Below are 25,227 nucleotides of genomic sequence, written 5' to 3' on the forward strand. Positions count from 1 at the left end.
GGTTTCTCCCGCTCGACGCGGACGGGGCGAGGCTGCTCTTCCAGGTCTTCGCCGACGCATACGAGAGGCAGTCGGTGGTAATCACCACGAACCTGGAGTTCAGCAGGTGGGGGTCGGTGTTCGGGGACGACCAGATGGCCGCCGCCGTGATCGACCGCATCGTCCACCACGGGAGGCTCATCCAGTTCCGCGGCGAGTCCTACCGCGTCCGCCATGCCCTCATGCAGGAGAGCTAGCCGCTCAAAAAGCGTGCGCGCCTCCGATGCTCAGGCTGCTCAATATCCGATGCTCTTTTTGCTCAAATTCTCTTGACGAAACACACCGGCCTATGCCAGACCTAGTGCATCCCCCTGCTGGCCCTTGTCCCCGCCCGCGCGTGCCGCCCGTGTGTGGTTTACTTGTCAGCGTCTGGTGTCGTCGCGCTCTCGCCCGGGCCGTCCGACGAGCTTCGGTCTCGTCTCGACCTCATCCGGCGGGACGAGCGCGAGGCCGAGGCCCTCGAGGAGCGAGCCTGGCAGCGCCACCCTCGCGAGGGCCATAGGCGAGGCGTCGCCGATGACCCTCCTCAGGCTCGAGTTCACGCTGGAGCAGACGCCGGTGAGGATCCACGTGTGTTTGATAGCGTCTTATTTGCGGGGTTGGGACTGCGGTGGGAATCCTGGACCAAAACCATCCTATGCTGCTAGGCCCAAATCCCTGCGATACCGCATGGGGCTCTTGTAATCCAGGACGCTCTTGATCCTGACGTCCCTGTACCACCTCAGGTACGCGTCGAGCATGCCCATGAACTCCTCGACCGTGACCCCGGACCAGTCGCGGCCGTGGAAGAACTCCATCTTCAACCTTCCGAAGAAGCCCTCGCACCTCGCGCTGTCGGGGCCGCATCCCTTCCCCGGCATCGACCTGGCCAGGCCATTCTCCTTGCAGATCTTTATCCATCCAGGCCAGCGGCAATGGCAGCCGCGGTCCGAGCGGATCTTGGGATGGCCGCCCCCGCCGAGCCGCTTGCACGTGCCGGGCGGCGACGGGTTGGCCATCCCGGCGTCGGGCGACGTGGAGATCGGCCAGCTCGGCGGCATGCCGCCGGAGCAGTCCACGATGGGCGAGAGGCACGCCCTGCCGGCGGGGATGCGGAACCCGGCCGCGTCGGTGACCCACGGCCCGCTGGGCTCGTCGGCATGGAAGCGGTGCTTGCCCCGCTCGTCGCGCAGCAGGTTCTCGGGCGCCTCGGAGATCTCGCCCCCGTAGGGGCTGTGGCGGCGCTTCCTCCTGGTGGCGCGGGCGACCAGGCGCCGCTGCGCCATGATGCCGCGCACGGCCCGCTCGCCGATCGCCGCGCCGTCCCCCCCCGCATCGGCGCTGGCCTGGGCGTACACGCGCCTGCAGCCGTAGGTTCCGCCGCTGGCCCCGGACGCCTCGATGACCGCCTTCCTGGCTGCGGCGCGCTCCTCGGCCTCACCCTTGGCCCGGGCCTTCCTGGCGCATTCGCAGCTGCTCTTGGCCATGCCCACCACGGGCAGGGCCTCGCAGAGCCTGCATTCAGCCCCCGGCGCCTCCGCCATCGCCGCCTTCTCCTCGCTCGTCAGCAGGCCCGGTTCGGCGCCCGGGTCTTTTTTGCTGTCTCGAGGGTCGCCTGGCGCACGTCGAGCTCGAGCTGCACCTTCCCGAGCCGCGTCTTCGCCCCTCGCAGCATGTCCCGCAGCGCCTCGGCGTCGTCTGGCAGGCCGTCGCATCCCCTGCTCGCGGGAGCGCCCTTCCCTTCGGCGTCCCCGGCATCGTCGCCCATCGTCTCCCTTCGCCAGGCGTAGGGCGCCGTCCGCGACACGCCGTGCCTCTCGGCGACCTCCGCGGCGGGCCCCGTCCTCGCCTCCAGCTCGGCGATGACCTGCACCTTCCTCTCGACGGAGACGGGTTCTCGCCTTGGGTTGGGGCCCCTGTGCTTGCGCTGGCCGGGGGCGAGCCCGCCGGTCCGACCGCAGAGGCGCTCCCTGCTGGCGGGATGGCCCGTCCTGCGCATGGTCCTGGCGAGGCCCTTCCCGTGCGCGGGGCAGTGGTCCACGGCAGCCTGCCTCATCCCCAGGGCGAGCTTGGGCTCCCGCTGCCGCTTCGGGGGCCTGACCTCCCCATGCTCCAGACAGTCCTTATGCCAGGCCCTGAGCGAATGCCTCGTCGGGCAGCCGGGCTCGGCAACGGTGTCCGCCGCGCCCAGGTCGAACTTGATGCAGGTCTCGACTGCCAGCTTGCGCTGCTCTGTGCCGTGCATGCGGTCCTCCGTGCAACCTTTTCTTGGTCCAGGATCACCACCGCAGTCCCAACTGTCGACTTTTACTTGACTGAATACATTTGGTCGCTGAATTCGGAGCCATGACGACGGAAACCAAAGGAAATCTCTCTTGTAGCACGTACTTCATCGCTACTTTACTTTCGGCCATTGCCATGAAAGGGACTCGCAATCGAACGAGCTTAAAACTATAAAGCAAGCAACGGGAAAGCTGTTCCGAGTTATCAGCATTTATGCAGGTAGATTAACTGGTATTACCGCTCACGGAGCAAAGCTGACTCGTCGCGGTGCAAACACCATTCCGGTTCGAAGGCGTCGATAGAATTTTTAACTGGATATGACAACATGATGTTAGGGGGTCGTCGGTGACACAGTCTATTGAATTGCCACTTGATATGCGCCTACGGGCAGCTGACCAGTCCATGGCCCCCAAGTACTACATCGTTAAGCGCGCAATTATCAGGAAAATTGAGAAAGAGGAGTACAAGGAAAACGAGCTGATTCCTTCCGAGCGTGAGCTGACGGAGATGTTTGGAGTCAGCAGGATAACGGTACGGCGAGCAGTTGATGAGCTTGTAGGTGAGAACTACCTCTACAGAATCCAAGGCAAGGGAACATACGTCAAGTCGGATAAGATTCAGCAGAACCTGATTTCGATAACCAGCTGCACTCAGGATGTCATTAACCTCGGAATGACCCCGAGAAGGCACGTAATATCCGCATCGACTGAAATTGCCGATCAGCGGCGTCGACGCCTCCTGGAGCTTGGCGACAACGAGCGAGTGTTTAGGCTCGAGCGAATCTACTTTGCAGATGACGATCCCTTAAACCACACGATTACGTATCTTCCGTACAAGCTATTTCCAGGGATCGATACCCACGACTTCTCGTGCGAGTCTCTCTACTCCGTGCTCGCTTCCCAGTACGGCTGCCAGATTACTACAGCGACAAGAACGATAGAGGCGATTCTGGCAGAGGGAGAGATTGCGCGCTACCTAGAAGTGAGCACTGGAACCCCGATTCTACACTTCGAGTGCGTCACCAGAGGAAAGATTCATGGCCGGGAATGCCCCATCGAATACTTTAAATGCTGCTATAGAAGTGACAAATTCAAGTTCTATATCAACCAGGTAATGGATGGAGGAGAAGGGGATAGGAGGAGTCTGTAACGAGTTGAAGGTTGTTCGTAGGGGGTTCAGCAAGTTGTAGTTGCACGAGGAAGAGGAGAAGGCCATGCAAGACTTCATGAACAAGAAGATGTCGCGTCGTTCGTTCTTCGGTACCTCAGCTGCGGTGGCTACCATTTTGGGCCTTGCCGCCTGTGGTAACTCGAGCACTTCGGATTCGGGCTCCAGCAGCTCTGGTGACGAAAATAAGAAGAAGCGCATTGCGGTCCTTTGCGACGACGCTGGCAAGAACGACAACGGATACAACCAAGCGGCCGTTGAGGGTGCCCAGAAGGTTGGCGAGGACAAGGGCTGGGAAGTCAAGATTGTCGAGCCAACGAATGGTGTCCCCGATGCCCTCGAGTCGCTCGGTGAGGATGGCTACGACATCGTCTTCAACATGGCGTATGATTTCGAGGCGTTGATTAACGGTGTCGGCGGTGCCGAGCCGCTCGCGAGCCAGTATCCTGACACCGAATGGGTCATCTTCAATGACAACCCGAACAAGAACGATGACGGCTCGGTGAAGCACAAGAACGTCATCGCAGTCCTCTACGACCTCAACGAGTCCTCCTTCCTAGCTGGCGCGCTCTCCGTTCTCGTGAACGAGAACGCCGAGACCCTGTTCAAGGGTGGAGATTACAGTTTTACCAATCCCAGCACGGCTCGTGCCTGCGGGTTTATTGGTGGCACCAACTCCGCCGGCATCGTAGTCTTCTCCTATGGCTACATCACGGGAATCAACTACGAGGCGGAGAAGCTCGGCGTTACGTACGACTACTACGCCAAGTATGACGCTGGCTTCACTGACTCTGCCGGTGGCGCCACCGTTGCTGGAACATACTACGGCAACGGGGCAAACGTTGTGTTTGGCTGCGCCGGCAGCGTAGGCGACGGTATCACCTCCAAGGCCAAGGAGGTTGGCAAGCTGGCAATCCAGGTTGATGGCAACAAGGATGACCAGCAGCCCGGCTACGTCCTAACTTCCGTGCTCAAGAATACGAACGTTCCTGTCCAGACCATCTGCGACGCTCTCGATGACGGATCGATTTCCTCCATGGATAACCTGCAGGATTACTCGCTGTCTTCCGGCGCAACGGGACTCACCGATTGCACAGAGATCCAGAAGGCAATCACCACTGACGAAGGCAAGGCAAAGTGGGAAGAGATTTGGGCAGAGATTGAGGACCTGAAGGGAAAGGTTGGCAGCGAGATAAAGGTTGTCAACGCGCAGAACGGCGAAACCTTTGATCCTTCTACGTGCCCGAACGTGAACATCAAGTAGAGGCGCGCTGTGGGGCGGCACTCCAACTCGGCGTCCGCCCCACACGCTATTCCTAGATTGGTGGTGCGCTCGTGGGAAACGTTATCGAGACAGTTGGCCTGACAAAGATGTTCGGAGACTTTGTCGCCAATGACCACATCGACCTTGCCGTAAAGGAAAATGAAATCAAGTGTATCGTGGGGGAAAATGGCGCGGGTAAGTCCACCCTCATGAATATGCTCTACGGCATGCTGCAGCCTACCAGCGGAAAGATATTGCTCCGGGGCAAGGAGACGCACTTCAAGTCACCGGCGGATGCCATCTCCCATGGGCTTGGGATGGTCCACCAGCACTTCAAGCTCGTGCCAAGCCTATCGGTCTACGAGAACGTGTTGCTGGGCACAGAGATCCTGCGGAAGGGGACCTGCCTCATTGACACGCAGGAGGAAATCAGGGTCGTCTCAGATCTCATAGCGAAGTACAAATTCGACCTTGATGCCTGTGCAAAGGTCGAAGATATCTCGGTTGGCTCTAGACAGTGCGTCGAGATTCTCAAGATGCTCTACAGAAACGTGGATGTGCTCATCATGGATGAACCCACTGCCGTGCTGACGCCCCAGGAGGTGGATAAGCTCTTCGATAACCTTCGAGAGTTGCAAAGACAGGGCAAGACAATAATCGTCATCACCCACAAGCTACGTGAGGTCATGGAGCTCTCCGATTCGGTCACCGTCATCAAGCACGGTAAGGTAGTTGGCTCCATAGCAACCAAGGACACCTCGCAGGAGCAGCTCGCCCAGATGATGGTCGGCCGTGAGGTGGTACTCACTGTTCATAATGACGTGACAACATCACCATCGCAGAACGTCTGCTTTTCGGTAAAGGGCCTCTCTACTATTAACGAGTACGGTAAAGAGGTGCTCCATGACGTATCTTTCGAAGTGCATGAAGGAGAAGTACTCGGAATTGCAGGCGTTGAGGGCAACGGTCAGACGGAACTCGTAAAAGTACTAACGGGTCTTATGACCACTACTTCAGGCAGTGTCACGCTCGATGGCAGAGACATTACGAACCAGTGGCCTGATTCGCTTCGCTCTGAGGGAATAGCGATTATTCCGGAAGACCGCTTCGAGGATGGGCTCTGCTCAGCAATGAGCGTTGCCGATAATTGTATCGCTGGCCATCACGGTGACCCCGCCGTGTGCGGACATGGCTTCCTAAACCGCAAGGCTATATTGGCGAGAAGGGATGCCCTGCTTGCAAAATATGACATTCGCGTTGGCGATGTCGATGGGCCGGTTGGCGCTCTATCCGGAGGCAATGCACAGAAAGTAATCATTGCACGAGAGCTTGAGTCTTCTCCTAAGTTTCTTATCGCATGCCAGCCGACCAGGGGCGTTGACATTGGGGCTACCGAGTCTATTCACGAGGAAATACTTCGCTTTCGCAACAATGGCAATTCGGTCCTTCTCATTTCAAGCGAACTGACGGAGATTCTTGGCCTCTCAGACCGGATCATCGTCATGTGTAAGGGGCAGATCACTGGCGAGGTTTCCCCTAGGGATACGACGAGCACGGAGCTCGGCCTGCTCATGGCGGGCATTAAGCAGAGGGAAGGCGGGAAAGTTGAAGGCTAGAACTGTAGGTATACGCATACTCAACTCGCTCATCCCCGTCCTTCTGGCGTTTGTCGTGGGCGGTATCGTAATTGTATCCATTGGGGAAAACCCTGCCGAGACATACTGGATTCTCATTAGCAAGTCCCTTCTAACCCCAAAGGGTTTCCTGACGACCCTGCATTATGCTGCGCCGCTTATCCTTACGGGTCTAGCAATAGCCGTGAACTTCAAAGCGGGCATCTACAACATGGGCGTTGAGGGCTCCGTGCTCCTGGGTGGCTTCTTCGCCGGTATTGTTGGAGCATATCTCCCCGCGACACTCGACCCTACCGTGCTCAAGTTCGCGTGCCTTCTCGTTGGCATAGCTTGCGGCATGCTCTACGTGGTAGTGCCCGCCCTGCTCAAGGCCTACTTCCATGTTGACGAGATGGTTGTAACCCTCATGCTCAACTATGCTCTGGCGAAAGTTCTCGAGTTTCTCTCCACGGGGGTATTCCGCGACCAAGGCGCAGGATATGTCTGCACGCCCACCATCAATGATGGCGCAATGTTCCAGCGTATTACCAGTGCGAAGCTCACGCCGTTCTTCTTTATTTCACTTGCGGCTTTTGTTGTTATGTTCTTTGTCATGAATCGCTCGAAGCTCGGCTTTGAAATAACTGCAATGGGAAAGAACGTCGAGTTTGCTGACGCTATGGGAATGAGGGTTCGCCGCAAGATCATCGTGCTCATGCTTATTTCCGGCGCTCTTGCCGGGCTCGCGGGAGCCGGATACATGCTGTCTGACCAGTATCACTACACCCTTTCGTTCTCTGGCGACCCCGGCCTCGGGTGGGACGGCATGCTCATCGCCTTGCTGGGTAATCACTCTCCCGTTGGAATCCTTATCGCCGCTATTTTCTATGCTGCCCTCAAGACCGGTGCAGACAACATCAACCTCTACTCATCTGTTCCCAAGGAGATTGTCACGGTAATCCAGGGCCTCATCATCCTTTTCCTTGCCGTGAAGCTTCTTGATGAGCGCTTTGGGCTCAGGGACCGTGCGCGGAGACATATCTCGCGTAGGCGCTCGGGAATTCAGGCGTCTGCCGATGTGGCTTCTAACGATAGCGCTGAGGAGGCATAGAGATGGATTTGCTTGCAAGCATTCTTTACGACACCGTTTACCATGCCGCCCCCATCATCCTGTGCGTCATTGGAGGAGTGTTTGCCTATCAGGCCAATGTTCTTAACATTGCTCTCGAAGGAATGATGGGAATTGGTGCGTTTGCCTCTACTCTAACTGTATATTTCACAAACAGCCTCGTTTTGGGACTTCTTGCGGGTGTTTTCGCGGCCCTAATATTTGGCGTCGCCTTCTCAGTGATGGGCGTCACGCTAAAGGGAAACGTAATCATCATTGGTGTTGCCCTCAACCTCCTCGTGACTGCAATTGCGGGATTTGTCATGGTGAGGATGAACGTTGCAAACATCTCGCTGTCAAACCTGAACGTATCTGACCTGCAGGTTACCATTCCCGGCATCGATGCGATTCCCATCCTGGGGCCAATCGTTTCCGGGCATCCTATCCTCACGTACGTCGCCTTTATTGGCATTTGGCTAATGTGGATGCTCTCCTATCGGACGAAGTTTGGCACGTACGTTCGGGTGGTTGGCGAGAATGAGGACGCTGCAAAGTCGCTCGGCCTCAAGACGAACTTCTACAAGATAGTCGCTATTCTCATTGGCGCCCTGACCTGCGGCCTTGCAGGAATCAACCTCTCGACAGAACGTCTAGGCCTCTACACAAACGGCATGACCGCAGGCAGGGGATTTGTCGCGATTGCCGCAATCTACTGTGGTCGAGGAGACCCCCTTAAGTCCTCGCTGTATGCAATTCTCTTCGGCTTTGCCCGTTCTCTCTCGATTAACCTCGCCATCTATGCGGGGCCCGCGGCGGGGCTCTTTGACGTGATCCCGTATGTCGTGATGGTTGTCGTGCTCCTTGTTGTGCAGATTTCCAAGCGGCGCAACGTACGCACGAGGGGGTTCGCAAATGGATAGGTCCAAAGAGCAAAAAACTGGGAGTGCCCTTCTCGTTGTCGACATGCTGCGAGACTTTACGGATCCCAACGGGCTGGTCTTTTATCCCCAGAACCGCGAGATCCTCCCAAAGGTGAAGAAGGTTATCGATGTCTGCAGAGATGCGGGGATTCTTATCGTCTTCCTTAAGCACTTCAACAGGGTTGGCAAGGTTGATGAGAAGGCCTCTTCGATGAGACCAAATTGCATTGAAGGCTCATGGGGAGACGAAATAGACCCGATGCTGAAAGTGGACCTCGCCAGGGACTATGTCATCAAAAAGCGGAGATACTCAGGCTTCTTTGGTACGGACCTCGACCTTGTCCTTCGGGAAAACAATGTCCGAAACGTTATTGTCGTGGGAACAAAGACGAACTGCTGCATCCGCGCAACAGTTACCGATGCGTTCTACCTCGACTACAGACCTATCGTGATCCGCGAGTGCGTGGCAACGGACTCTGACGTCGTCAACCAGGTACATCTTGAGGACATTCGTAAGTACCTAGGCGAAGTTATTGGGATGGATGAGCTGTTTGCTCGAGTTAGGGAGGGGGCGCTTTGATGGGCGGGGGAGTCGTATTGACGTCTGGGTACGTGAGCATGGATCATATGATTGAGATCTCGACTCCGGCTCGTGTGGGGTATACGTCCATCATCACCAACAGCACCTGTACGAAAACATATTACGGCGGTTGCTCGGTAAACATTGCATATGCGCTCAGCAAACTCGGTATTCCTGCGAAGCCGATTCTGAGGGTTGGGGATGACTGGGAAGAGAATGGATTTCGCTCTTTCCTCGAGGATGCCGGTGTGGGCACGGATGCGATTACCGTAATTCCTGGTGAGGCCACCTCGGCCAGCTACCTTATCCAGGACGTGGACGGGCAGCACATTACCTGCTACTATCCCGGTCCAATGGCCCCTGAGTTCTTTGCACCCCTGCCCGATGAATTATTTGAAGGCGTTGGGCTTGGGGTCATTACGGTGGCGTCGCAGCGGGATAACGAGGAGTTCTTTGAGAAGTGCAGGTCGCACGGGATTCCCATCGCATTTGGGATGAAAGCCGATGAGACGGCGTTTCCAAGGGAGTTTCTCAAGAAGCTTCTCTGCCATTCGACGATTGTTTTTACAAACGAATCGGAGCGCCGCTGCATCGAGAGGATGTTCGGCCTCGAGACCATGGAGGACATTCTCTCCGATGAAGTCCATGCGGTCGTTACGACGTACGGCTCGAAGGGATCCGCGTGGTCCCATCGCTTGCCGGATGGCAGCGTCGAACGCGGCTCGGTGGGTGTCGTTCCGTGTCCCAATGTCGTGGATGCTACGGGCGGTGGGGATGCCTATATGAGCGGTTTCTTGTATGGCTGGGTGCGGGGGAAGGACCTTGCGGAGTGCTGCAGACTCGGCGCAACGCTCTCTTCCTTTGTTCTCGAGCAATACGGCTGCTGCAGTTCCGTTCCCAACGAAGCCGAGCTCCTCAAGAGACTTGAGGAGAGTCGCGAGGTAATAGGAAGGATGCGTGACTAGCATGGAGACGCTCTATCTGAAAGCGGAGAAGACGACGGTTGCGCCCTACGTTATCTTTTCGGGCGACCCGTGGCGCGTTGAGGTTCTGAAGCGTTACTTGGACAATCTGACTCACGTTGCGTTTAACAGGGAGTTTAATACGTATACGGGAAGCTATCAGGGTGTCCCAATTACGGTGAGCTCTACGGGAATCGGTGCGCCATCCGCGGCAATCGCATTGGAGGAAATGTACGAAGCGGGAATGAAGGTTGCCGTTAGGATGGGAACCTCCATGTCGCTCCTGGATGACATGCTGGGCCATTTCATCATCCCGGCAGCTGTAGTAAGACGCGATGGCACGAGTGCCACCTACGTCGAGCGCGGTTATCCCGCCGTCGCTGACATCGAGCTTGTCAATGCAATGAATGAGACGGTCGCGGACCATGGTCGCAGGTACCTTAACGGGATAACTTGCAGCATGGATGGCTTCTACACCCAAATGCACGACTCGCGTCTGTCCAAGGAACAGGGGAGGGACATCTCCTCGACCTTTAATGAGATGAAGAAGCTTCATGTCTGCGCGATTGATATGGAGTCAAGCTGCATTCTCACGGTTGCGAGACTCATGGGTGTAAAGGCTTGCGTCGTTACTGTCGCCACTGTCTTGGAAAATCTTAAAGACAGTCTCAAGGGGGAGGAAAGGACATCGGCAGAGGACTTGCTCTGCCGGGTAACCCTCGAAGGACTTGCGCGATTTGCAGAAGCTTGATATGGCCCTTCGGTAGAGGGCTCTGGAGGAAAGGAAGAGAGAGATGGAGAACATCGGTGATGTCATCAAGGTGCGCGGGGGATTTGTAATCGGCATGGTGCATTGCCTTCCGCTCCCAGGGTCGCCTTCTTATCAGGGCGACATCGACAAGGTAATGGAACGGGCCGTCGAAGATGCGAGAACGCTCGAGCGCGGTGGCGTTGACGCAGTGATGGTTGAGAACACTAACGACAATCCGTTTACTGAGTTTATCTCGAAGACCCAAGTTGCGGCTCTCTCTGCAGCCACGGCGCTTGTGAAAAAGGAAGTTGGCATTCCCGTTGGCGTGGATGCCTCGTTCAACGATTGTGAGGCCAGCCTTGGCATTGCCGTCGCGAACGACTGCGACTTTGTTCGCGTGCCGGCGTTTGTCGATACGGTTGTGAACTGGTGCGGCGTTGTTTCTCCGTGCGCTTACAAAGTGATCGATCTGCGCAAACGCCTCAATGCCGAGAACGTTATGCTGCTTTGCGACATCCAGGTGAAGCATAGCAACATGCTCCTGTCGCAGGTTCCCATTGAGGAGAGCGCGAAGAATGCCGTTGCTGCCGGTGCTGACGCAATCGTTGTTACGGGTACGACTACGGGCGAAGAAACGCCAATCGACATGATTCAGCGAGTTAAGAACGTTGTTGACATTCCGGTAATGGCGGGGTCGGGTATCAACCCGGCCGACATTGCCGAGCAATTCAGGATTGCCGATGGAGCAATTGTGGGGTCCACATTCAAGAAGGGCGGCCTTACGACCAATACCGTTGATTACGAGCTCGTGAGAAAGCTCCTCGCTCCTCTCGGCAGATAAACAACGGTTCAATTATCGGTACGTCCACTCCAACGAAATCTCGTTGGAAAGAAAGGCGGTTTGACAACTATGATGAGGCCTATGAAGCTCGCGGGTAGTGAGTTGATGTTCGGCAGGGGATGCCTCGAGTACATAAAGACGTCTGTGCGTTGCAAGAAGGCATTTATCGTTATTGGTGGCCATGCGGTCGAGCGCAATGGCTCTCTGGAGAAGGTCGAAGAGTACTTTCACGATGGAGGTGCTGAGACCTTCGTGTTTAGGGGGGTGGAGCCTGACCCCCATTTCTCTACCGTTTGCCGTGGCGCACAAAGCATGCTCGAGCAGAAGCCCGACATGATTTGCGCCCTGGGCGGAGGGTCTGTCATGGATGCCGCCAAGACCATGTGGGTGATGTACGAGCACCCAGAGCTCAAGGATCTTGACCAGATTCTGCATACCAAGCCGCTGCCAAAGCTCCGTTCGAAAGCGCGCTTTATGTGCATTCCCACTACGTCTGGTACTGCATCTGAGGTTTCGCGCTCCGTCGTCATCACAGATGATGAGAAGGGTCGCAAACATGGGCTTGGGGACATGGAGATGATGCCAGATATCGCGATCTGCGATCCTGATGTAACAAAAAGCATGCCGCAACACGTTACCGCCGAAACCGGAATGGATGCGCTTACCCATGCCGTCGAGGCTCTTGTCTCCAACAGGGCAAATTATGTTGCTGACATACTTGCCACGGCGGCCGCAGTCGACATTGTTAAGTGGCTTCCCAAGGCATACGCAGATGGTGACAACATGCAGGCGCGCGAGGTGATGTGCGATGCGTCAATGACCGCAGGCCTCGCTTTCACGAACGTCTCGCTCGGGATTGATCACTCGATGGCCCAGACCATCGGGGGGTTCTTCCCGATTGCGCACGGGCGCATCTGCGCGATTCTTCTTCCCTACACCATCGAGTGGAACAGTAGGGATGAGTGGGCCAGGAAGCGCTACGCAGACCTTGCGAGCAAAATGGGTGCAACAGATTTGGCGCAGCTCGTGCGCGACCTCAACACGCAGCTTGGCATTCCCAACACGGTAAAGGATGCGGGCATTGACGAGGCGGCTTACCTAAGCAGCCTGCAGGAGATGGCGGAAACCTCGCTTCACGACGGATGCACAAAGACGAACCCCGTTATTCCAACAGTTCCAGAATTCGCTGACCTTCTCAAGAAGGCTTACTACGGTGCGTGAAGGCCCGAATGGGAGTTGCGTCCACCATGGAGGAGGAATACTAAATGAAGCTCATTCTCTATCTCTCAAATGGGTACCCGACCATCGAGAGCAGCATCGAGATGGCAAAGACTTACGTCGATGCAGGCTGCGACATGATTGAGATGGATTTCCCCAGTCGCAATCCCTTCCTGGAGGGGGACTTCATTGCTGGCAGGATGGCTGCCGCCCTCAAGAATGAGACAAACTACGATAGGTACATGGAGGGCATGGCAAAAGCTCGCAAGCTGCTTCCGGATACCAAGTTCATCATCATGACCTACGAGAATACGGTTCTCGAAATTGGCGTCTCTCGATTTGTCGCCTTTTGCAAAGAGAATGGATTTGAAGACATCATCTTGGTTGGACCTGATGGGGACGCGGTTAAGGACGAGCTTATCGGATCAGGTCTCAAAATCAGCTGCTACGTGCAGTTCAACCTTCCGGAAGAGGAAGTCCGCCAGGCGCTGGAGTCGAACGGATTTACTTACATGCAAGCCGTTCCTGCACCTGGACAGGCAACCCCCCAGCATCCGACGCTAATGTCTTGCATTGACTACTTGCGCGAGCGGGGCTTGAAGAATCCGATTTATTGTGGAGTTGGAGTGCACACTCCGGAAGACGCGCAGATGGTGAAGGAGGCTGGCGGCGACGGAATCTTCGTCGGGTCAACCATCCTTAAACTTCACGACAACATCCCCGCGCTTATTGAGAAGATCCGTGAGTTCAAAGAGAAGTGCTGAGCAGCCGATTAGTTGTCGCAGCACAATCTAGTGAGCCAAACACGAAGCGGCCCCTGTCCGAGACAGCAGGGGCCGCGTTGTACGAACTGGCAGAGAGACTTCTCTGTTTTGCCCGTCGGGTGTAGCGGCTATACTGTCTGGTCTGCGCCTCTGGATCTTCGTCGCCTGCGGCATCATTTCGACCGAGTAGAGAAGGTGTCCCGGCCGTGGTGGCTTGGGCCGCGTGACTTCTCCTGAATGGTGTTTCGTATGGTTCAATTTCTTGCACGTCATTTATTGCGCGGATGGTATTTTTGCACCATGCAAATGCCGATACGATTCCCAGGCGGCCTGGCTCTCTGTAACGCTCTATTGAACGGTGGGTTTTTCACCTTAAATGGTTCATTAATATCGAGTTCGAACTAATCTCTCTTTTTTAATTAAACAATATATATTTGTGCCGTGGTGAAACTGCCCTGTGGTTATAGGGAGATGGTTTAAATAAAGGCAAGGTAGATGGTGCTATCCATCCCTCTTAACTAAGTGCATGCAACTTTGAGTACAGTCGTTTGCATGTGACTCATGTGTCAGTTTTCCTCATATTGGTAATTCTCGCGAATCTCGCAAGGCGTGAAAATAGAGACCAGAGATGGCATAAGACAAAGGAGGGGATTGTGGTTCGTGCAAACCTAAATGGGCGCCAGCGTAACGAGCTTCATGATCTCTCCAAGGCTGTCGATGGAATTCTCGTTGCTGACATGATGTCCAAGTACAAGATTTCTCGGCGTAGTGTGTATTACGACATCGAGAAGATTCATCAATGGCTCTCGAGTGAAGGGCTCGGGCATATCTCTGTTGTAAATCAAGTGATAAGTGCAGACGGCGTCTCTTGGACCCAGCTGGGGCGGTTCTTTGGTGAACGCTCGTCCACCCATTTCTCTCTCGACGAGAGAAGGGCACTGACGGCGGTTCTGATTGTGTTGTCCATTGACCCAGTTACCATTGCCTCTCTTATGGATTACTTTGGCGTGAGTAGAAACACGACAATTGCCGACATTCGCGAGCTTCGGACAGAACTCTGCCCGCGAGGCCTTGAGCTCGATAGTTCTCCTACTGGCGGATACTCTGTCAAGGGCGACGAGATAACGCTGAGAAAGTACATCTGGCTTAAGCTCCAGGAGCTGGCAGCTTCTGGGAGGGCGGCTGATGTCAAACGTCATCTACAGGTAACGCTCACAAAGGCGACTAACAACGACATAGATTATTACGAGCTTTGTCGTAGTCTCATCAAACAGTACGAGTCGGACCTGCAAACACGTTGTTTCCTTGATTCCGCTGGTCTCGAGGGGATGATGATCCAGGTTTCCTGGTTGCGAGGGCTAGCTGGTCATTGGGTTGAGATGGGGCGCGAGGAGCAGTTGACTCTGATGGGGACAGCTTCCTTCCGCTCGGTACAGATGAGTGTAGAGAAGCTAAAGAGGGTTGGATTAATGCTCCCCCCTGAAGAAGTTCTCTATATCACCTCACTATTGCTGGGAATCAAGACAGCTGATTTCATGGCTCACAGCGAAGAAGATCATTACATTTCAAACCTGACCGAGCGTCTCATTGCAAACTTTGAGCGAGTCGGGTGCCTTACCTTCGTGAACAAAGGTTACGTCCACGAACAACTAACTCACCACATTCGCCCTCTTTACTATCGTCAGAAGTATGGCATCTCTGCCCACAACCCCCTTACAAACGACATCCAGAAGATGTATCCGATGACCTATGAGTTCACCCGCAGAGCTGCAACGCTCTCGGGGATGGGCCAACTCTCTGATGATGAGCTTGCATACTTGACGGTGTACCTATCCTCTGATCTTGATAATAAGATGCTTGAGCAGGGCGACACGAGTGCAACCAAGGTTCTGGTAATTGGCGCCTCAAATATGTCCACGGCAACACTGGTAAAAGAACAGTTAGTAGATGCCGTGGGTATCCAGTTTGACTTCGACTATGAAGAGCCAGAGAAACTCAAGCGTTGGACTCTAGACAGCTATGCGCTAGTCCTTACGCTCGTTCAGCTCCCTCCTGAGATTTCAGGCGAGAACATCGTCAGCATTACCCCGTTTCTTACGGACGATAATCGTCAGCAGATATATGGTGTGCTGAGGAGGAATAGAATCATTTCTCGCTATGCCACCCTCATCGACGGAATCATCAAAATTGTAAGTAATAGTCTCCCCGAACACGACGCAACGATTCTCGAGTCCGATAAGCTGCATTTCGAGCTCTTTCGGTATTTCGACGAGAGGGACCGAGGGCTAATGGGACCTCCGGTGATTCAAAGTCAGAGTTCTTGCGTCCTCTCTGACACGGTTGTGGTTCCAGAAGGGTCAACCTGGAAGGAAGCGGTTATTGCCGGGGCGTTGGTGCTGCAAAACGGTGCAAATTCGAGCAGACTCGTTGAACGGATGGAGAACATCATTCGGTCGCGCAGGCTTCTCTACTATCGGCCTGAGAATGATGTTGTCGTTGTCAGATGTCCTATGTATGGAGACGAGGGCGCTCATGTTGCTGCCCAGGCGGTAGTTTCTCCGGACGGAGTTAGGTTTCCAGACGGAGAAATTGCACGTGTCGTTATCTGTATCGCGACAATTAATAGGTACTCACACTGGGGAACGCTCTATGCGTTGTATGAGTGGCTGTCTGTTCCAGATCATGTTGCCGAGCTCGAAGAAAGCGGTGCCGTCGGATTGAATGGGGGAGGTAAGCGATGAGCGCGAAGAGAAAGCTCGTTTACAATGGACGCCACGGCCTTCCCGAGGGAACGAGGTGCTTTTGGTGCGGCTCAAGTGACGCCAGTCCCGAGTTCATCCTTAATCCTGGTGGGTCTCCATTGCTGGCATGCTGCAGCCAAGTGGAGTACGAGAAGGCAAAGGCATTCATTAATAAGGATAACAAGGTTCGTACCCCCTACTATCTCGTACTTTTCGTTCTGCTCGTGGTCAATCTCTTCTTCATTGGTATGGATGTCCATACTTGGTGGTCATATGCTCCACTCCTAGGCATCTGCCTTACGGTATTCGTGTGGCCTACAGTCTTTACTCACTACGAGTTCTACGCTCGCCTGGGTCTCGTTAAGACCAGACGGATTGTCAGAATCATCGCCTGTGCCGTTGCCCTTCTCTCGATACTTGCGGCCCTGAGTGTCCTTTAGGCCGTGGGCAAACAATCAGAAAACTGGAAAGACGTCGCTAGGCGTCTCGGGCTATCCCTGTGAGGAGGTGAGTTGAATGAATAAGCTACTCGATGAGAATCTCGTCTTTATTGACGCAGAGGTTACCACTTCGGAGGATGCGATCAACCTCATGGCATCGAGGCTCGGGGAACTCGGATACGTAAAAGATGGCTACGCACAGATGGTCCTTGATAGAGAGAAGATCTTTCCCACCGGTTTACCTGGCAAATCGATGTGCATTGCAATTCCCCACACGGATCCAACGCTTGTTGTAAAACCGGCTATCGGTGTCATCGTCCCTAAGGAACCGGTCGAGTTCAGCATGATGGGGGAGCCTGATACAAAGCTTCAGGTTAGTCTCATCATGCCGCTTGTGATAAAGGACCCCAACAAGCAGATTGACCTCTTGAGGGCGATGATGCACGTAATCCAGGATGACGATCTTCTCCGTGCCGTTAGGACTTCCGATAGTCCGCGGGAAATCGTCTCACTCCTTCACGAGCTGGACGAAGCATAAGCATTCTTCCTAGAGATCAAATTCAGAACAATGGAGTGAACTATGAGACCAGTACGTATTTTGTGCGTCTGTGGCTCGGGCACCGCCACCTCGGCAATGCTCGCGGCAAAGCTTCAGGATGTCCTTGAGGAGCATGGGTATCAGCTTGATTCTGACGAGACCAATCCTCCTGGCGTGCCCATTGCAATGATGACTAACGATTGGGATTTGATTGCCTTCACGAGCCCTATCGAGGATGACCCCGGAATACCCATGCTCAATGCAACGGGTTTCCTCGTTGGTATCAACGAGGACGAGTTCATCGAGCAGCTCATGGATGAGGTTGGCAAGCTCGACCTTTCCGAATAGATAGAGACCTCGCTACCACAGAATTAGGAGGCTTTCGATGGATGCGTTTTTTGCTGGCCTAAAAGCATTCTTTGACGCATTTGGCAACTATATTACGGTGCCAATCATCATTTACATCATCTGCCGCATTTTCAAGACACCACGTAAGCGCGCATTTCAGTCTGCAGTTCTTGTTGGCGTTGGCCTTAAGGGTATGGCCTTCATTACTTCGGGCTTTGGCGGAGTTCTCACCCCGGTCGTCCAGCAGATGGTCAACAACTCTGGTCTCAATAGGCCAGCGCTGGATATCGGTTGGCAGGCGGTCGCAGCAGTCGCCTACTCGACCCAAATCGGCATGGCCTTCATTGGGATTGGCCTTCTCTTCCAGATAGTATTCTGGCTTTGCAAGGCAACCGACATTTTTATGCCGTCGGATCTTTGGAACAACTACTCCATCTCCGTTTGGGGATCGATGTTCTTCCTGTTGACCCAGAACATCTGGATGGCATTTCTCCTGATGATCTTCATCAACATGGTCACTCTCCTGATTGCTGAGTCCATTCAGAAGCGTTGGTCGACGTATTACCACTACCCCAGCTGCGCGATGACAGCTCCTCACCACAACGGTGACGCCCCGATGTACCTTGTCCTCAACATCCTCTTCTCGAAGATGGGCATGGATAAGATTAAGGCGAACCCCCAAGACATTCGCAAGAAGATTGGATTCATGGGCGAGCCCATGTACATCGGATTGATTGTGGGTCTCATCCTTGGCGTTGTGGGGAACTTTACCCAGCTCAACTCTTTTGCCGGCTGGGGCTCTATCGCCAACGTCGCGGTTACCTGCGCCGCCGTTATGGCTATCTTCCCTCGCATCGCCGGAATGTTTGCTGCCGGCTTTGGAGCACTGACTGAGTACTCCAGGAAGACCATGGCAAAGACGAAGTATGGAAAGGACCGCGAGTTTATCGTGGCGGTCAACGATGCCCTGGGCTATGGCGAGGCGGCTACTCTCACTACAGGCCTGCTGGTCATTCCGTTCGCCCTGCTCGTTGCATTTGTCCTTCCTGGCAACCTCGTGATTCCCCTGATGGTCCTGCCTTCTCTGCCCTATATGGTTGAGGTTCCCGTCTCCCTTTCCAATGGCAACATCGTGAAGGCATGGCTAATGGCCATCATCGTCTTTAGTGCCAAGACCCTTATGGCATCCTATTGGGCAGCAACTTTCACCCAGGTTGCAGCCGAGGTTGGTTTCGAGGCGGCAACCCAGGCAGTGGCAGGTGGAACCTTCATCATTGGCTACATTATGTCCAACTGCACCGCCGGTCTCATTACCATGGCTTTCCTTACCATGAACCCCGTGATCATTGCCCTGACCGTGGCAGTGTACGTTGTCTTCTTTGTCCTCTTCAAGAAGAACAAGGTTCGCTTCCAGGATTACCTCGAGTTCCTTGCAACCGGCAAGAAGCCTGAAGTCGAGAAGGCCGCTGCATAGCCGCTGAGAATAGCACCTAACTACCGAAACTTGCCAAGTGTAATTCAACGGTGCCTGCAGGGAAGCCCCTGCCCTGCAGGCACCCGAACGAAGGGTGACTGCCACTATGAAGTTCCTTGTGATTGGAGACGTTGTTGTCCCCGTCGACCTTCTGGTCGAGGCGGCAAAGACGCTTGATCCTGACGCGGAGATCGAGACCTCCTATTGGGACACTGGTGCTCGGAGTGAGTTCAACAAGCACTCGCTTAACCTTGAGAAGAACGGCCCCTCTGCAGAGCGTCCGCCGGCAGATGCGTATGAGAAAATTGCCGGCGCAGATGTCCTGCTTGTTCACTTTTGCCCGGTTGCGGAGGAGCTCATTGAAGCCGGTAAGAACCTGAAGCTCATTGGTACCTGTCGCGGAGGCATGGAACATATTGACGTCCCGGCTGCAACGGCACATGGCATCCCTGTTATTCACTGTATCCGCAATGCCGAATGCACTTCCGACTTTGCGGTCGGACTCATGTTCGCGGAGACCCGAAACATTGCACGGGCGCATGCTGCGCTCAAACAGGGTGTTTGGCGCAAAGATTACGTAAACTCGGGCTATACCACGTCGATGTGCGAGATGACGCTGGGTCTTGTTGGGCTTGGCCATATTGGAAAGCTTGTCGCAAAAAAGTGCCTCGGTATTGGCATGAAGCGAGTCATTGCATATGACCCGTATTTGAAGCAGGAGCAGCTAGACGCAATCGGGCTGGACGTCCAGCTGGTAGACGAGGAAACCCTGTTCAGGGATTCGGACATCGTATCCTTGCATATGCGTCTTACGCCCGAGACCAAGGGATGCATCAACGAAAGACTCCTTTCGCTTATGAAGCCAACCGCGTGTCTCATCAACACCTCGCGCGCGGGGGTACTAGACAAGGACGCCTTTGTTAAGGCGCTTCAAACTAGGTCTATTGGGGGAGCCGCCCTCGATGTTTTCTGGGAGGAGCCAATTCCAGAAGGGGACCCGCTTCTCGACCTTGACAACCTTACGATGACGCCTCATACGGCAGGCAACGTTGTTGATGCACTCCCGAAGAGCCCGCTATTGCTCGCGAAGAAGATTCGCGAGTACTGGGATACAGGAAAGAGCGACATGGTCGTTAACCTGAAGGCCCTTCAAGCATAGTTCGCAAATAGAATTCGTATTTTCATTTGTTAAATGAAAGGATTTCGCCATGATTATGCAGGATGCGCGAGAGCAGATTGTCGAATACGGCAAAAAGATGAGCGCTGCCGGACTCTCCGTTGGCACTTCCGGCAACATTTCGATCTTCGACAAGGAGACGGGGTACATGGCCATCAGCCCCTCTGGGCTTGGTTACTTCGATACAACTCCGGAAGACGTTGTTGTCATGGATCTCGATGGCAACATCATTGATGGAAAGAGGAAGCCTTCCTCTGAGCATGGGCTACACACAATCTTCTACCGGAATCGTCCCGAGGCCGGCGCGGTTGTCCACACTCACTCTCCCTACTGCACTACCCTCGCATGTATGGGGGAGACGCTCAAGTCGGTTCACTATGTGATTATGGGGACGGGTGTGGAAGAAGTTCCTCTGACTCCGTACATCACCTTCGGTACCCCAGAGCTTGCTGAGGCGGTAGGGGAGACGCTGAAGGCACACCCGAAGACCCGTGCCACGCTTCTCGCCAACCATGGAATTGTCGTCTGCCAAGCAAATCTCCCGAAGGCTTTCGGCCTTGCGGTTAACTGCGAGTTCGTCGCCCAAGTCCAGTACCAGTGTCTGTGCGCAGGAAAAATGAATCTCATCACCCATGAGGAGATGGAGAAGGCATTCGAACGCTCGAAGACTTACGGCCAGGTGCCCGATAAGAAGTAGCCATTTGTTGGGCCGAGGGTAAATGCCCTCGGCCCACATTGACGGGGGTGGAGGTAATAATGCAGGCCGCTGTTCTCTATGACCAACAGGATGTCCGCATTGTTGAGCGTCCCATCCCAGAGCCTGCCGAGGGCGAAGTCGTTATCAAGAACGTTGTGTCAACCACGTGCGGGACTGATGTGAAAATATACAAGAGAGGCTATCCGCTTCTCAAGCCCCCGCATCCCTTCGGCCATGAGTTTTCTGGGGTTATTTCCGCGACGGGCCGTGGAGTTGAGGGCTTTCACGAGGGCGATCGAGTTGCTGTTCACAATAGTGCCCCGTGTGGACGCTGTTACTGGTGCAAACACGGTCAGCCGTCCATGTGCGAGAGCCTTCTGTTCAACCGAGGGGCATACGCCGAATACGTGAAGGCGCCTCAACGAATTGTTCAGCTCAATATGTTTCGCATGCCCAAGGGGATGAGTCACAAAACGGCTAGCCTGCTCGAGCCTTTCTCGTGTGCCGTATATGGCATCCAGAACTGTCCAGTTGGCCTTGGCGACCTTGTTGTGATAAATGGGGCGGGCCCCATCGGGCTCATGTTTACGCGACTGGCTGTCCTGCGAGGCGCGCAGGTGCTCGTGACAGACCTTGCTTCAGGGAGGCTGGAGGTTGCAAAAGCCATGGGGGCATGGCGGACTCTGAACCTTTCCGGCATCGCGAATCCCGTGGAGGCAGTGCTTGAGTGCACGGACGGCCATCGTGGGGCGGATGTGGTTATCGAGTGTACGGGGAGCCTTGCCGTTTGGGAGCACAGCCTACGGATGGCGCGGAAAGGTGGTTTCGTTCTTCTATTCGGTGGGACAAAGAAGGGGAGTGTGTTGAGCGTTGATGCGACTCTCCTCCACTATTCACAGCTTACCGTTAAAGGCGTGTTTCATACGACTCCGTTTAGCGTCTCTCAAGCATTCAAGCTCCTGGAGATGGGGGTTGTAAGTGATAAGGATTGTGTCCAACACGAGTATTCCCTCAAGGAGCTAGAGAAGGCCCTTCTTGAGCATGCTTCTGGCTCGGTAATTAAAAATGCAATTATTTATGACTAAGTACCAGGAGAGGACTTCTATGCGCCAGATAAAGCTTGGAGCAGACAAGATGTACTTCGGCGAAGGGGCTGTTAATGCGCTAGCTGATTTGCCCGCAGAGCAGAAACGCGCCTACATTGTCATGAGCGGGACCATCCAGGAGGAGCTTGGCCAACTGAAGGTGGTGACTGACGTACTGGAATCCGCTGGGTTTTCTTGGAAGTCGAACACAAACGTTGAGCCTGAGCCTTGCTGGGAATCGGTGCGTCGTGGCGTTGAGGAAATGCGCGAATTCGAGCCAGACTGGGTAATTGGCTTCGGTGGCGGGTCCGCGATGGATGCCGCGAAGGCAATGTGGGTCTTTTACGAAAACCCCGAATACAAGACCCTCGAGGAAGTAATGCCTCCCGCGCCACTGGTACTTCGCAAGAAAGCCCGCGTCTGCTGCATAACCACGAGTGCCGGCACTGGGTCTGAGTGCACAAGGGCAGCTCTCATTAAGGATCCCGTTCAGAAGAAAAAGTACTCGGTGCGCGAGTACACAGGCAAGTTGATTCCTGATGTGGCTATTCTCGATCCCGTTTTTTCGGTTACCATGCCTCGCCGCGGTACTGTAGGGTGCGGAATGGATGCCCTCACCCATGCAATTGAGTCATATGTGACCCCACTTGCCAATCCGTTCTCTGATGCGCAAGCGATTGGGGCATGGGTTTACGGCTATCGGGCTCTTCCGATTTGTGCAGCCGAGCCCGACAACCTTGAGGCACGGGGTGATATGCTCGCGGCTTCCTGTCTGGCGGGGATTTCTTTTTCAAACTGCGCACTTGGCATCTGTCATGGGGTGGCCCATACGTTTGGTGCGTCATACGGGATTCCTCATGGTCTCGCAAATGCTGTCGTGCTCCCGTATTCCATCTCGTTCAATGCGGCACATGACGCTCGTGCTCGAGAGCGGTACGAGGAGCTTGCGGGCTTTGTTGGCAGAAGCGATTTGGAGCAGACCATCATCGATCTGAGAAAGAGGCTCGACGTCCCCAAGACCATGAGAGAGCTTGTCCCCGACGAGGAGGCTTTCAGGAGCGACTTCGATACCCTAGTTCAGAAAGTGCTGACTGATGTTGCAACGCCGGCAAACCCGGTAGAAATTAACGCTGATTATGCGAATGAGATGCTGAGACGGGTTTACTACGGCGAATAGAAGAAGCGGCGCCCGCTAAACATGAATTCATAATAAGGAGAGAGTCATGAAGATAACGAGCGTGGACATCATCCGAACCTTCAAGGAGCCGTCCGTGCCAGCGGAAGTTGCGGTGGGCAACGTGCCTTGGCATCCCGTCTTCGTGCGAATCAATACTGACGAAGGCATTTCTGGTCTTGGCGAAGTTGGCGTTGCATATGGAAACGCCCAGACTGCCGGTTTTGGTATGGCAGTGGACTTCGCAAAGTGCATCGTTGGCCTTAACCCCATGAACAACGAGCAAATATGGGATAGGCTCCACCGGCTCACGTTCTGGGGTATGGGTAACGGCGGCGTCATCATGGCGGGCATCTCGGGAATAGACATTGCGCTCTGGGATATTAGAGGCAAGGCCCTCGGCGTTCCTGTCTACCAGTTGTTGGGAGGCAAGACAAACACTAAGCTTCGTGCATACGCCTCGCAACTTCAGTTTGACTGGGGGAAGGTATCCAAGTCTCTTGCCAGGCCAGAAGAGTATGCGGAGGCAATGCAGAAAGCAATGGCTGATGGCTTTGATTGCGTGAAAGTCGACCCCGTCGGGTTCGATAAGAACGGCGTGTGGATGGGCCGTTCAAGCAGGGGCATCCTCCAGCGCGATCAGATGGACTTGGCAGTCAGGCGTGTTGAGGCGATGCGCGAAGTCGGGCCTGATGTGGATATCATCATCGAATTGCACGCTCTCACGGATGCCACTACGTCTGTTCAGCTGGGAAGGGAGCTTGAAAAGCTCGGCTGCTTCTATTACGAGGAGCCAACTCAACCGTTGAATCCCAAGCTTTTCCGTGAGATTCACGATAAGGTTAGCATCCCGATTGCTACAGGCGAGAGGGTCTACACGCGTTGGGGTTACAGGCCATTTTTCGAGGATCATTCGATTAATATCATTCAACCCGATCTCTGCAATGTCGGGGGCATCACCGAGGGCAAGAAGATTTGCGACTATGCTCACGTCTATGACATCGGTGTTCAAGTCCATTGTTGTGGCGGACCTGTCTCTGCAAGTGCTGCCCTTCAGCTTGAAGCCGTCATTCCCAACTTCGTGATTCACGAGCTCCATGCATCGGCTCTGATTGAAGACAACATCCGGCTATGCAAGAACGACTACGTTGCAAAGGGTGGGTACTTTGAGGTGCCCGAGGAGCCGGGAATCGGCCAGGAACTCACGGACTATGCACTGTCGAACGCGGATGTAGTAACCGTCAAATAGTTCAATTGTTATGACGTGTTTGGGCCGAGCGATGGAGACGAGTGCGTCGCTCGGCCTTTGTAGATTCCCTCAGCGCATCAAAAGAAGATGAGCGTTCACGTCCGGCTGAGAATCTCTCCCTCTGATTGGCATCCTTCTCCAACGTTGCTGGCGTTCTGTGCAGTGTGCCTCTCCCCATCAATACGCGTACGGGCTGAAGTCGCTCAGGAGCGCCTGGCCGCTGCCGGCATCGCTCGGCAGGACCAGACTTCCGTCCATGCCGCTCGTCACGAGCACGTGGTTCTCGAATGACCTTCCGTCGGTGCCGTGGATGGAGACGGCGAAGTTGGGGTTGAACTCCCCCGCACTCGCCTGGATCAGCACCGGCTCGCCGGTGTCGGACGCGTAGAGGGTGTCCCCGGCCTTCTCGGACCACTGCCCGTCGTCGGTGGTGGAGTAGAGCCACTGGCATATGCTCACCGAGTCGCCGGCATGGGCCGGGACAATGCAGTAGATGTCGCCTCCTTCGGTGACGACCCTTGCCGCAACTTCTGCCGTGAAGGGATGCTTGGTGGGCAGGGGAGTGCCGTCTTGGTAGGTGACGGAGGAGAGCCACGACGAGAAGCCGTCGGACGTGATGTCCCTGTCGTACATCCCCAGGTGTCACACGGCGCCGTCGGAGGCGATCTCCTTACGGACCGACGCGAGGTCGGCCGTCTCGTCTGGCTGGGAGGCCGGGGAGGTTGGGGCGCTTGCCCCGGCGCAGCCCGTGGCGAGCGCAGCGGCGACGGCGCTGTTCCCCCCCAGCGCGTCGTTAGGCTTCCTGACCAGAGATT

At 55.0% G+C, this 25,227-nt stretch carries 25 protein-coding genes; 22 read left to right on the plus strand and 3 right to left on the minus strand.

Annotated elements, in window-relative coordinates:
* The coding region (locus BMX94_RS10140) for an ATP-binding protein (protein WP_177171326.1) at positions 1 to 236 on the plus strand (236 nt) is incomplete at its 5' end.
* A gap of 438 nt (positions 237 to 674) precedes the next feature.
* Here BMX94_RS10140 and BMX94_RS10145 read toward each other — a convergent pair.
* Together BMX94_RS10145 and BMX94_RS10660 are read right to left on the minus strand one after the other, a co-directional pair.
* On the minus strand, positions 675 to 1,562 hold the full coding sequence (locus tag BMX94_RS10145; RefSeq protein ID WP_177171417.1) for an IS3 family transposase: 888 nt from the start codon (positions 1,560 to 1,562) through the stop codon (positions 675 to 677).
* A 20-nt stretch (positions 1,563 to 1,582) separates the two neighbouring features.
* Positions 1,583 to 2,263 carry a hypothetical protein gene (locus BMX94_RS10660; protein WP_177171418.1) on the minus strand — a complete coding sequence of 227 codons (681 nt, stop codon included), beginning with the start codon at positions 2,261 to 2,263 and terminating at the stop codon, positions 1,583 to 1,585.
* 383 nt (positions 2,264 to 2,646) lie between these two features.
* On the opposite strand from BMX94_RS10660, the gene BMX94_RS10150 reads away from it, so the two are divergent.
* The 21 genes from BMX94_RS10150 (at position 2,647) to BMX94_RS10250 (ending at position 24,412) form a co-directional block, all read left to right on the plus strand.
* Positions 2,647 to 3,450, plus strand: coding sequence for a GntR family transcriptional regulator (locus tag BMX94_RS10150; RefSeq protein WP_218138489.1), 804 nt, complete (start codon positions 2,647 to 2,649; stop codon positions 3,448 to 3,450).
* A 64-nt stretch (positions 3,451 to 3,514) separates the two neighbouring features.
* Positions 3,515 to 4,732 (plus strand): BMP family ABC transporter substrate-binding protein, encoded by a 1,218-nt coding sequence (locus tag BMX94_RS10155; RefSeq protein WP_091006219.1) that lies wholly within the window; start codon positions 3,515 to 3,517, stop codon positions 4,730 to 4,732.
* A 71-nt stretch (positions 4,733 to 4,803) separates the two neighbouring features.
* A complete protein-coding gene (locus tag BMX94_RS10160; RefSeq protein WP_218138490.1) occupies positions 4,804 to 6,348 on the plus strand; it encodes an ABC transporter ATP-binding protein in 1,545 nt (514 codons plus the stop codon).
* A complete protein-coding gene (locus BMX94_RS10165; protein WP_091006222.1) occupies positions 6,338 to 7,456 on the plus strand; it encodes an ABC transporter permease in 1,119 nt (372 codons plus the stop codon). Before BMX94_RS10160 ends, BMX94_RS10165 begins: the two co-directional genes overlap by 11 nt.
* A gap of 2 nt (positions 7,457 to 7,458) precedes the next feature.
* On the plus strand, positions 7,459 to 8,373 hold the full coding sequence (locus BMX94_RS10170; RefSeq protein WP_091006224.1) for an ABC transporter permease: 915 nt from the start codon (positions 7,459 to 7,461) through the stop codon (positions 8,371 to 8,373).
* Positions 8,366 to 8,953 (plus strand): cysteine hydrolase family protein, encoded by a 588-nt coding sequence (locus BMX94_RS10175; RefSeq protein ID WP_091006227.1) that lies wholly within the window; start codon positions 8,366 to 8,368, stop codon positions 8,951 to 8,953. Before BMX94_RS10170 ends, BMX94_RS10175 begins: the two co-directional genes overlap by 8 nt.
* A 47-nt stretch (positions 8,954 to 9,000) precedes the next feature.
* The gene (locus BMX94_RS10180) at positions 9,001 to 9,918 is read left to right on the plus strand and encodes a carbohydrate kinase family protein (RefSeq protein WP_286160091.1); all 918 of its coding nucleotides are present in this window, start codon (positions 9,001 to 9,003) and stop codon (positions 9,916 to 9,918) included.
* 1 nt (position 9,919) lies between these two features.
* Positions 9,920 to 10,666 (plus strand): nucleoside phosphorylase, encoded by a 747-nt coding sequence (locus BMX94_RS10185; protein WP_091006233.1) that lies wholly within the window; start codon positions 9,920 to 9,922, stop codon positions 10,664 to 10,666.
* Between the two features lie 43 nt (positions 10,667 to 10,709).
* Complete coding sequence (locus BMX94_RS10190) at positions 10,710 to 11,507, plus strand: BtpA/SgcQ family protein (RefSeq protein ID WP_091006236.1); 798 nt, start codon at positions 10,710 to 10,712, stop codon at positions 11,505 to 11,507.
* A 105-nt stretch (positions 11,508 to 11,612) separates the two neighbouring features.
* A complete protein-coding gene (locus BMX94_RS10195; RefSeq protein WP_286160092.1) occupies positions 11,613 to 12,728 on the plus strand; it encodes an iron-containing alcohol dehydrogenase in 1,116 nt (371 codons plus the stop codon).
* 44 nt (positions 12,729 to 12,772) lie between these two features.
* Positions 12,773 to 13,489 (plus strand): tryptophan synthase subunit alpha, encoded by a 717-nt coding sequence (locus tag BMX94_RS10200; protein WP_091006241.1) that lies wholly within the window; start codon positions 12,773 to 12,775, stop codon positions 13,487 to 13,489.
* 653 nt (positions 13,490 to 14,142) lie between these two features.
* Positions 14,143 to 16,230 (plus strand): BglG family transcription antiterminator, encoded by a 2,088-nt coding sequence (locus BMX94_RS10205; RefSeq protein ID WP_091006244.1) that lies wholly within the window; start codon positions 14,143 to 14,145, stop codon positions 16,228 to 16,230.
* Positions 16,227 to 16,670, plus strand: coding sequence for a hypothetical protein (locus BMX94_RS10210; RefSeq protein WP_091006247.1), 444 nt, complete (start codon positions 16,227 to 16,229; stop codon positions 16,668 to 16,670). The genes BMX94_RS10205 and BMX94_RS10210 overlap by 4 nt, the downstream gene beginning before the upstream one ends.
* Before the next feature lie 76 nt (positions 16,671 to 16,746).
* Positions 16,747 to 17,208, plus strand: coding sequence for a PTS sugar transporter subunit IIA (locus BMX94_RS10215; RefSeq protein WP_091006249.1), 462 nt, complete (start codon positions 16,747 to 16,749; stop codon positions 17,206 to 17,208).
* A gap of 42 nt (positions 17,209 to 17,250) precedes the next feature.
* Positions 17,251 to 17,556 (plus strand): PTS sugar transporter subunit IIB, encoded by a 306-nt coding sequence (locus BMX94_RS10220; RefSeq protein WP_032111497.1) that lies wholly within the window; start codon positions 17,251 to 17,253, stop codon positions 17,554 to 17,556.
* A 37-nt stretch (positions 17,557 to 17,593) separates the two neighbouring features.
* On the plus strand, positions 17,594 to 19,030 hold the full coding sequence (locus tag BMX94_RS10225; RefSeq protein WP_091006252.1) for a PTS transporter subunit IIC: 1,437 nt from the start codon (positions 17,594 to 17,596) through the stop codon (positions 19,028 to 19,030).
* Positions 19,031 to 19,136: 106 nt separating this feature from the next.
* The gene (locus tag BMX94_RS10230) at positions 19,137 to 20,189 is read left to right on the plus strand and encodes a 2-hydroxyacid dehydrogenase (protein ID WP_091006255.1); all 1,053 of its coding nucleotides are present in this window, start codon (positions 19,137 to 19,139) and stop codon (positions 20,187 to 20,189) included.
* Between the two features lie 49 nt (positions 20,190 to 20,238).
* Complete coding sequence (locus BMX94_RS10235; RefSeq protein ID WP_091006257.1) at positions 20,239 to 20,904, plus strand: class II aldolase/adducin family protein; 666 nt, start codon at positions 20,239 to 20,241, stop codon at positions 20,902 to 20,904.
* A gap of 59 nt (positions 20,905 to 20,963) precedes the next feature.
* Positions 20,964 to 21,989, plus strand: a complete 1,026-nt coding sequence (locus BMX94_RS10240; protein ID WP_091006260.1) for an alcohol dehydrogenase catalytic domain-containing protein — start codon at positions 20,964 to 20,966, stop codon at positions 21,987 to 21,989.
* Between the two features lie 19 nt (positions 21,990 to 22,008).
* Entirely contained in the window at positions 22,009 to 23,166 is a 1,158-nt protein-coding gene (locus tag BMX94_RS10245; RefSeq protein ID WP_091006263.1) for an iron-containing alcohol dehydrogenase, read from the plus strand.
* A gap of 46 nt (positions 23,167 to 23,212) precedes the next feature.
* Complete coding sequence (locus tag BMX94_RS10250) at positions 23,213 to 24,412, plus strand: mandelate racemase/muconate lactonizing enzyme family protein (protein WP_091006266.1); 1,200 nt, start codon at positions 23,213 to 23,215, stop codon at positions 24,410 to 24,412.
* Between the two features lie 177 nt (positions 24,413 to 24,589).
* Here the strand turns inward: BMX94_RS10250 and BMX94_RS10255 are convergent, their stop codons facing one another.
* Positions 24,590 to 25,045, minus strand: coding sequence for a hypothetical protein (locus BMX94_RS10255; protein ID WP_091006269.1), 456 nt, complete (start codon positions 25,043 to 25,045; stop codon positions 24,590 to 24,592).
* Positions 25,046 to 25,227 lie beyond the last annotated feature (182 nt).

The organism is Olsenella sp. KH3B4, assembly GCA_900111695.1.
GTDB lineage: Bacteria > Actinomycetota > Coriobacteriia > Coriobacteriales > Atopobiaceae > Tractidigestivibacter.

Coding starts and splice junctions, on each gene's coding strand:
- BMX94_RS10220 (WP_032111497.1), top strand. CDS start 17,251: ATGAGACCAGTACGTATTTTGTGCGTCTGTGGCTCGGGCACCGCCACC.
- BMX94_RS10200 (WP_091006241.1), top strand. CDS start 12,773: ATGAAGCTCATTCTCTATCTCTCAAATGGGTACCCGACCATCGAGAGC.
- BMX94_RS10155 (WP_091006219.1), top strand. CDS start 3,515: ATGCAAGACTTCATGAACAAGAAGATGTCGCGTCGTTCGTTCTTCGGT.
- BMX94_RS10225 (WP_091006252.1), top strand. CDS start 17,594: ATGGATGCGTTTTTTGCTGGCCTAAAAGCATTCTTTGACGCATTTGGC.
- BMX94_RS10660 (WP_177171418.1), bottom strand. CDS start 2,263: ATGCACGGCACAGAGCAGCGCAAGCTGGCAGTCGAGACCTGCATCAAG.
- BMX94_RS10230 (WP_091006255.1), top strand. CDS start 19,137: ATGAAGTTCCTTGTGATTGGAGACGTTGTTGTCCCCGTCGACCTTCTG.
- BMX94_RS10170 (WP_091006224.1), top strand. CDS start 7,459: ATGGATTTGCTTGCAAGCATTCTTTACGACACCGTTTACCATGCCGCC.
- BMX94_RS10240 (WP_091006260.1), top strand. CDS start 20,964: ATGCAGGCCGCTGTTCTCTATGACCAACAGGATGTCCGCATTGTTGAG.
- BMX94_RS10185 (WP_091006233.1), top strand. CDS start 9,920: ATGGAGACGCTCTATCTGAAAGCGGAGAAGACGACGGTTGCGCCCTAC.
- BMX94_RS10175 (WP_091006227.1), top strand. CDS start 8,366: ATGGATAGGTCCAAAGAGCAAAAAACTGGGAGTGCCCTTCTCGTTGTC.
- BMX94_RS10250 (WP_091006266.1), top strand. CDS start 23,213: ATGAAGATAACGAGCGTGGACATCATCCGAACCTTCAAGGAGCCGTCC.
- BMX94_RS10255 (WP_091006269.1), bottom strand. CDS start 25,045: ATGTACGACAGGGACATCACGTCCGACGGCTTCTCGTCGTGGCTCTCC.
- BMX94_RS10215 (WP_091006249.1), top strand. CDS start 16,747: ATGAATAAGCTACTCGATGAGAATCTCGTCTTTATTGACGCAGAGGTT.
- BMX94_RS10245 (WP_091006263.1), top strand. CDS start 22,009: ATGCGCCAGATAAAGCTTGGAGCAGACAAGATGTACTTCGGCGAAGGG.
- BMX94_RS10195 (WP_286160092.1), top strand. CDS start 11,613: ATGTTCGGCAGGGGATGCCTCGAGTACATAAAGACGTCTGTGCGTTGC.
- BMX94_RS10180 (WP_286160091.1), top strand. CDS start 9,001: ATGATTGAGATCTCGACTCCGGCTCGTGTGGGGTATACGTCCATCATC.
- BMX94_RS10145 (WP_177171417.1), bottom strand. CDS start 1,562: ATGGCGGAGGCGCCGGGGGCTGAATGCAGGCTCTGCGAGGCCCTGCCC.
- BMX94_RS10210 (WP_091006247.1), top strand. CDS start 16,227: ATGAGCGCGAAGAGAAAGCTCGTTTACAATGGACGCCACGGCCTTCCC.
- BMX94_RS10235 (WP_091006257.1), top strand. CDS start 20,239: ATGATTATGCAGGATGCGCGAGAGCAGATTGTCGAATACGGCAAAAAG.
- BMX94_RS10190 (WP_091006236.1), top strand. CDS start 10,710: ATGGAGAACATCGGTGATGTCATCAAGGTGCGCGGGGGATTTGTAATC.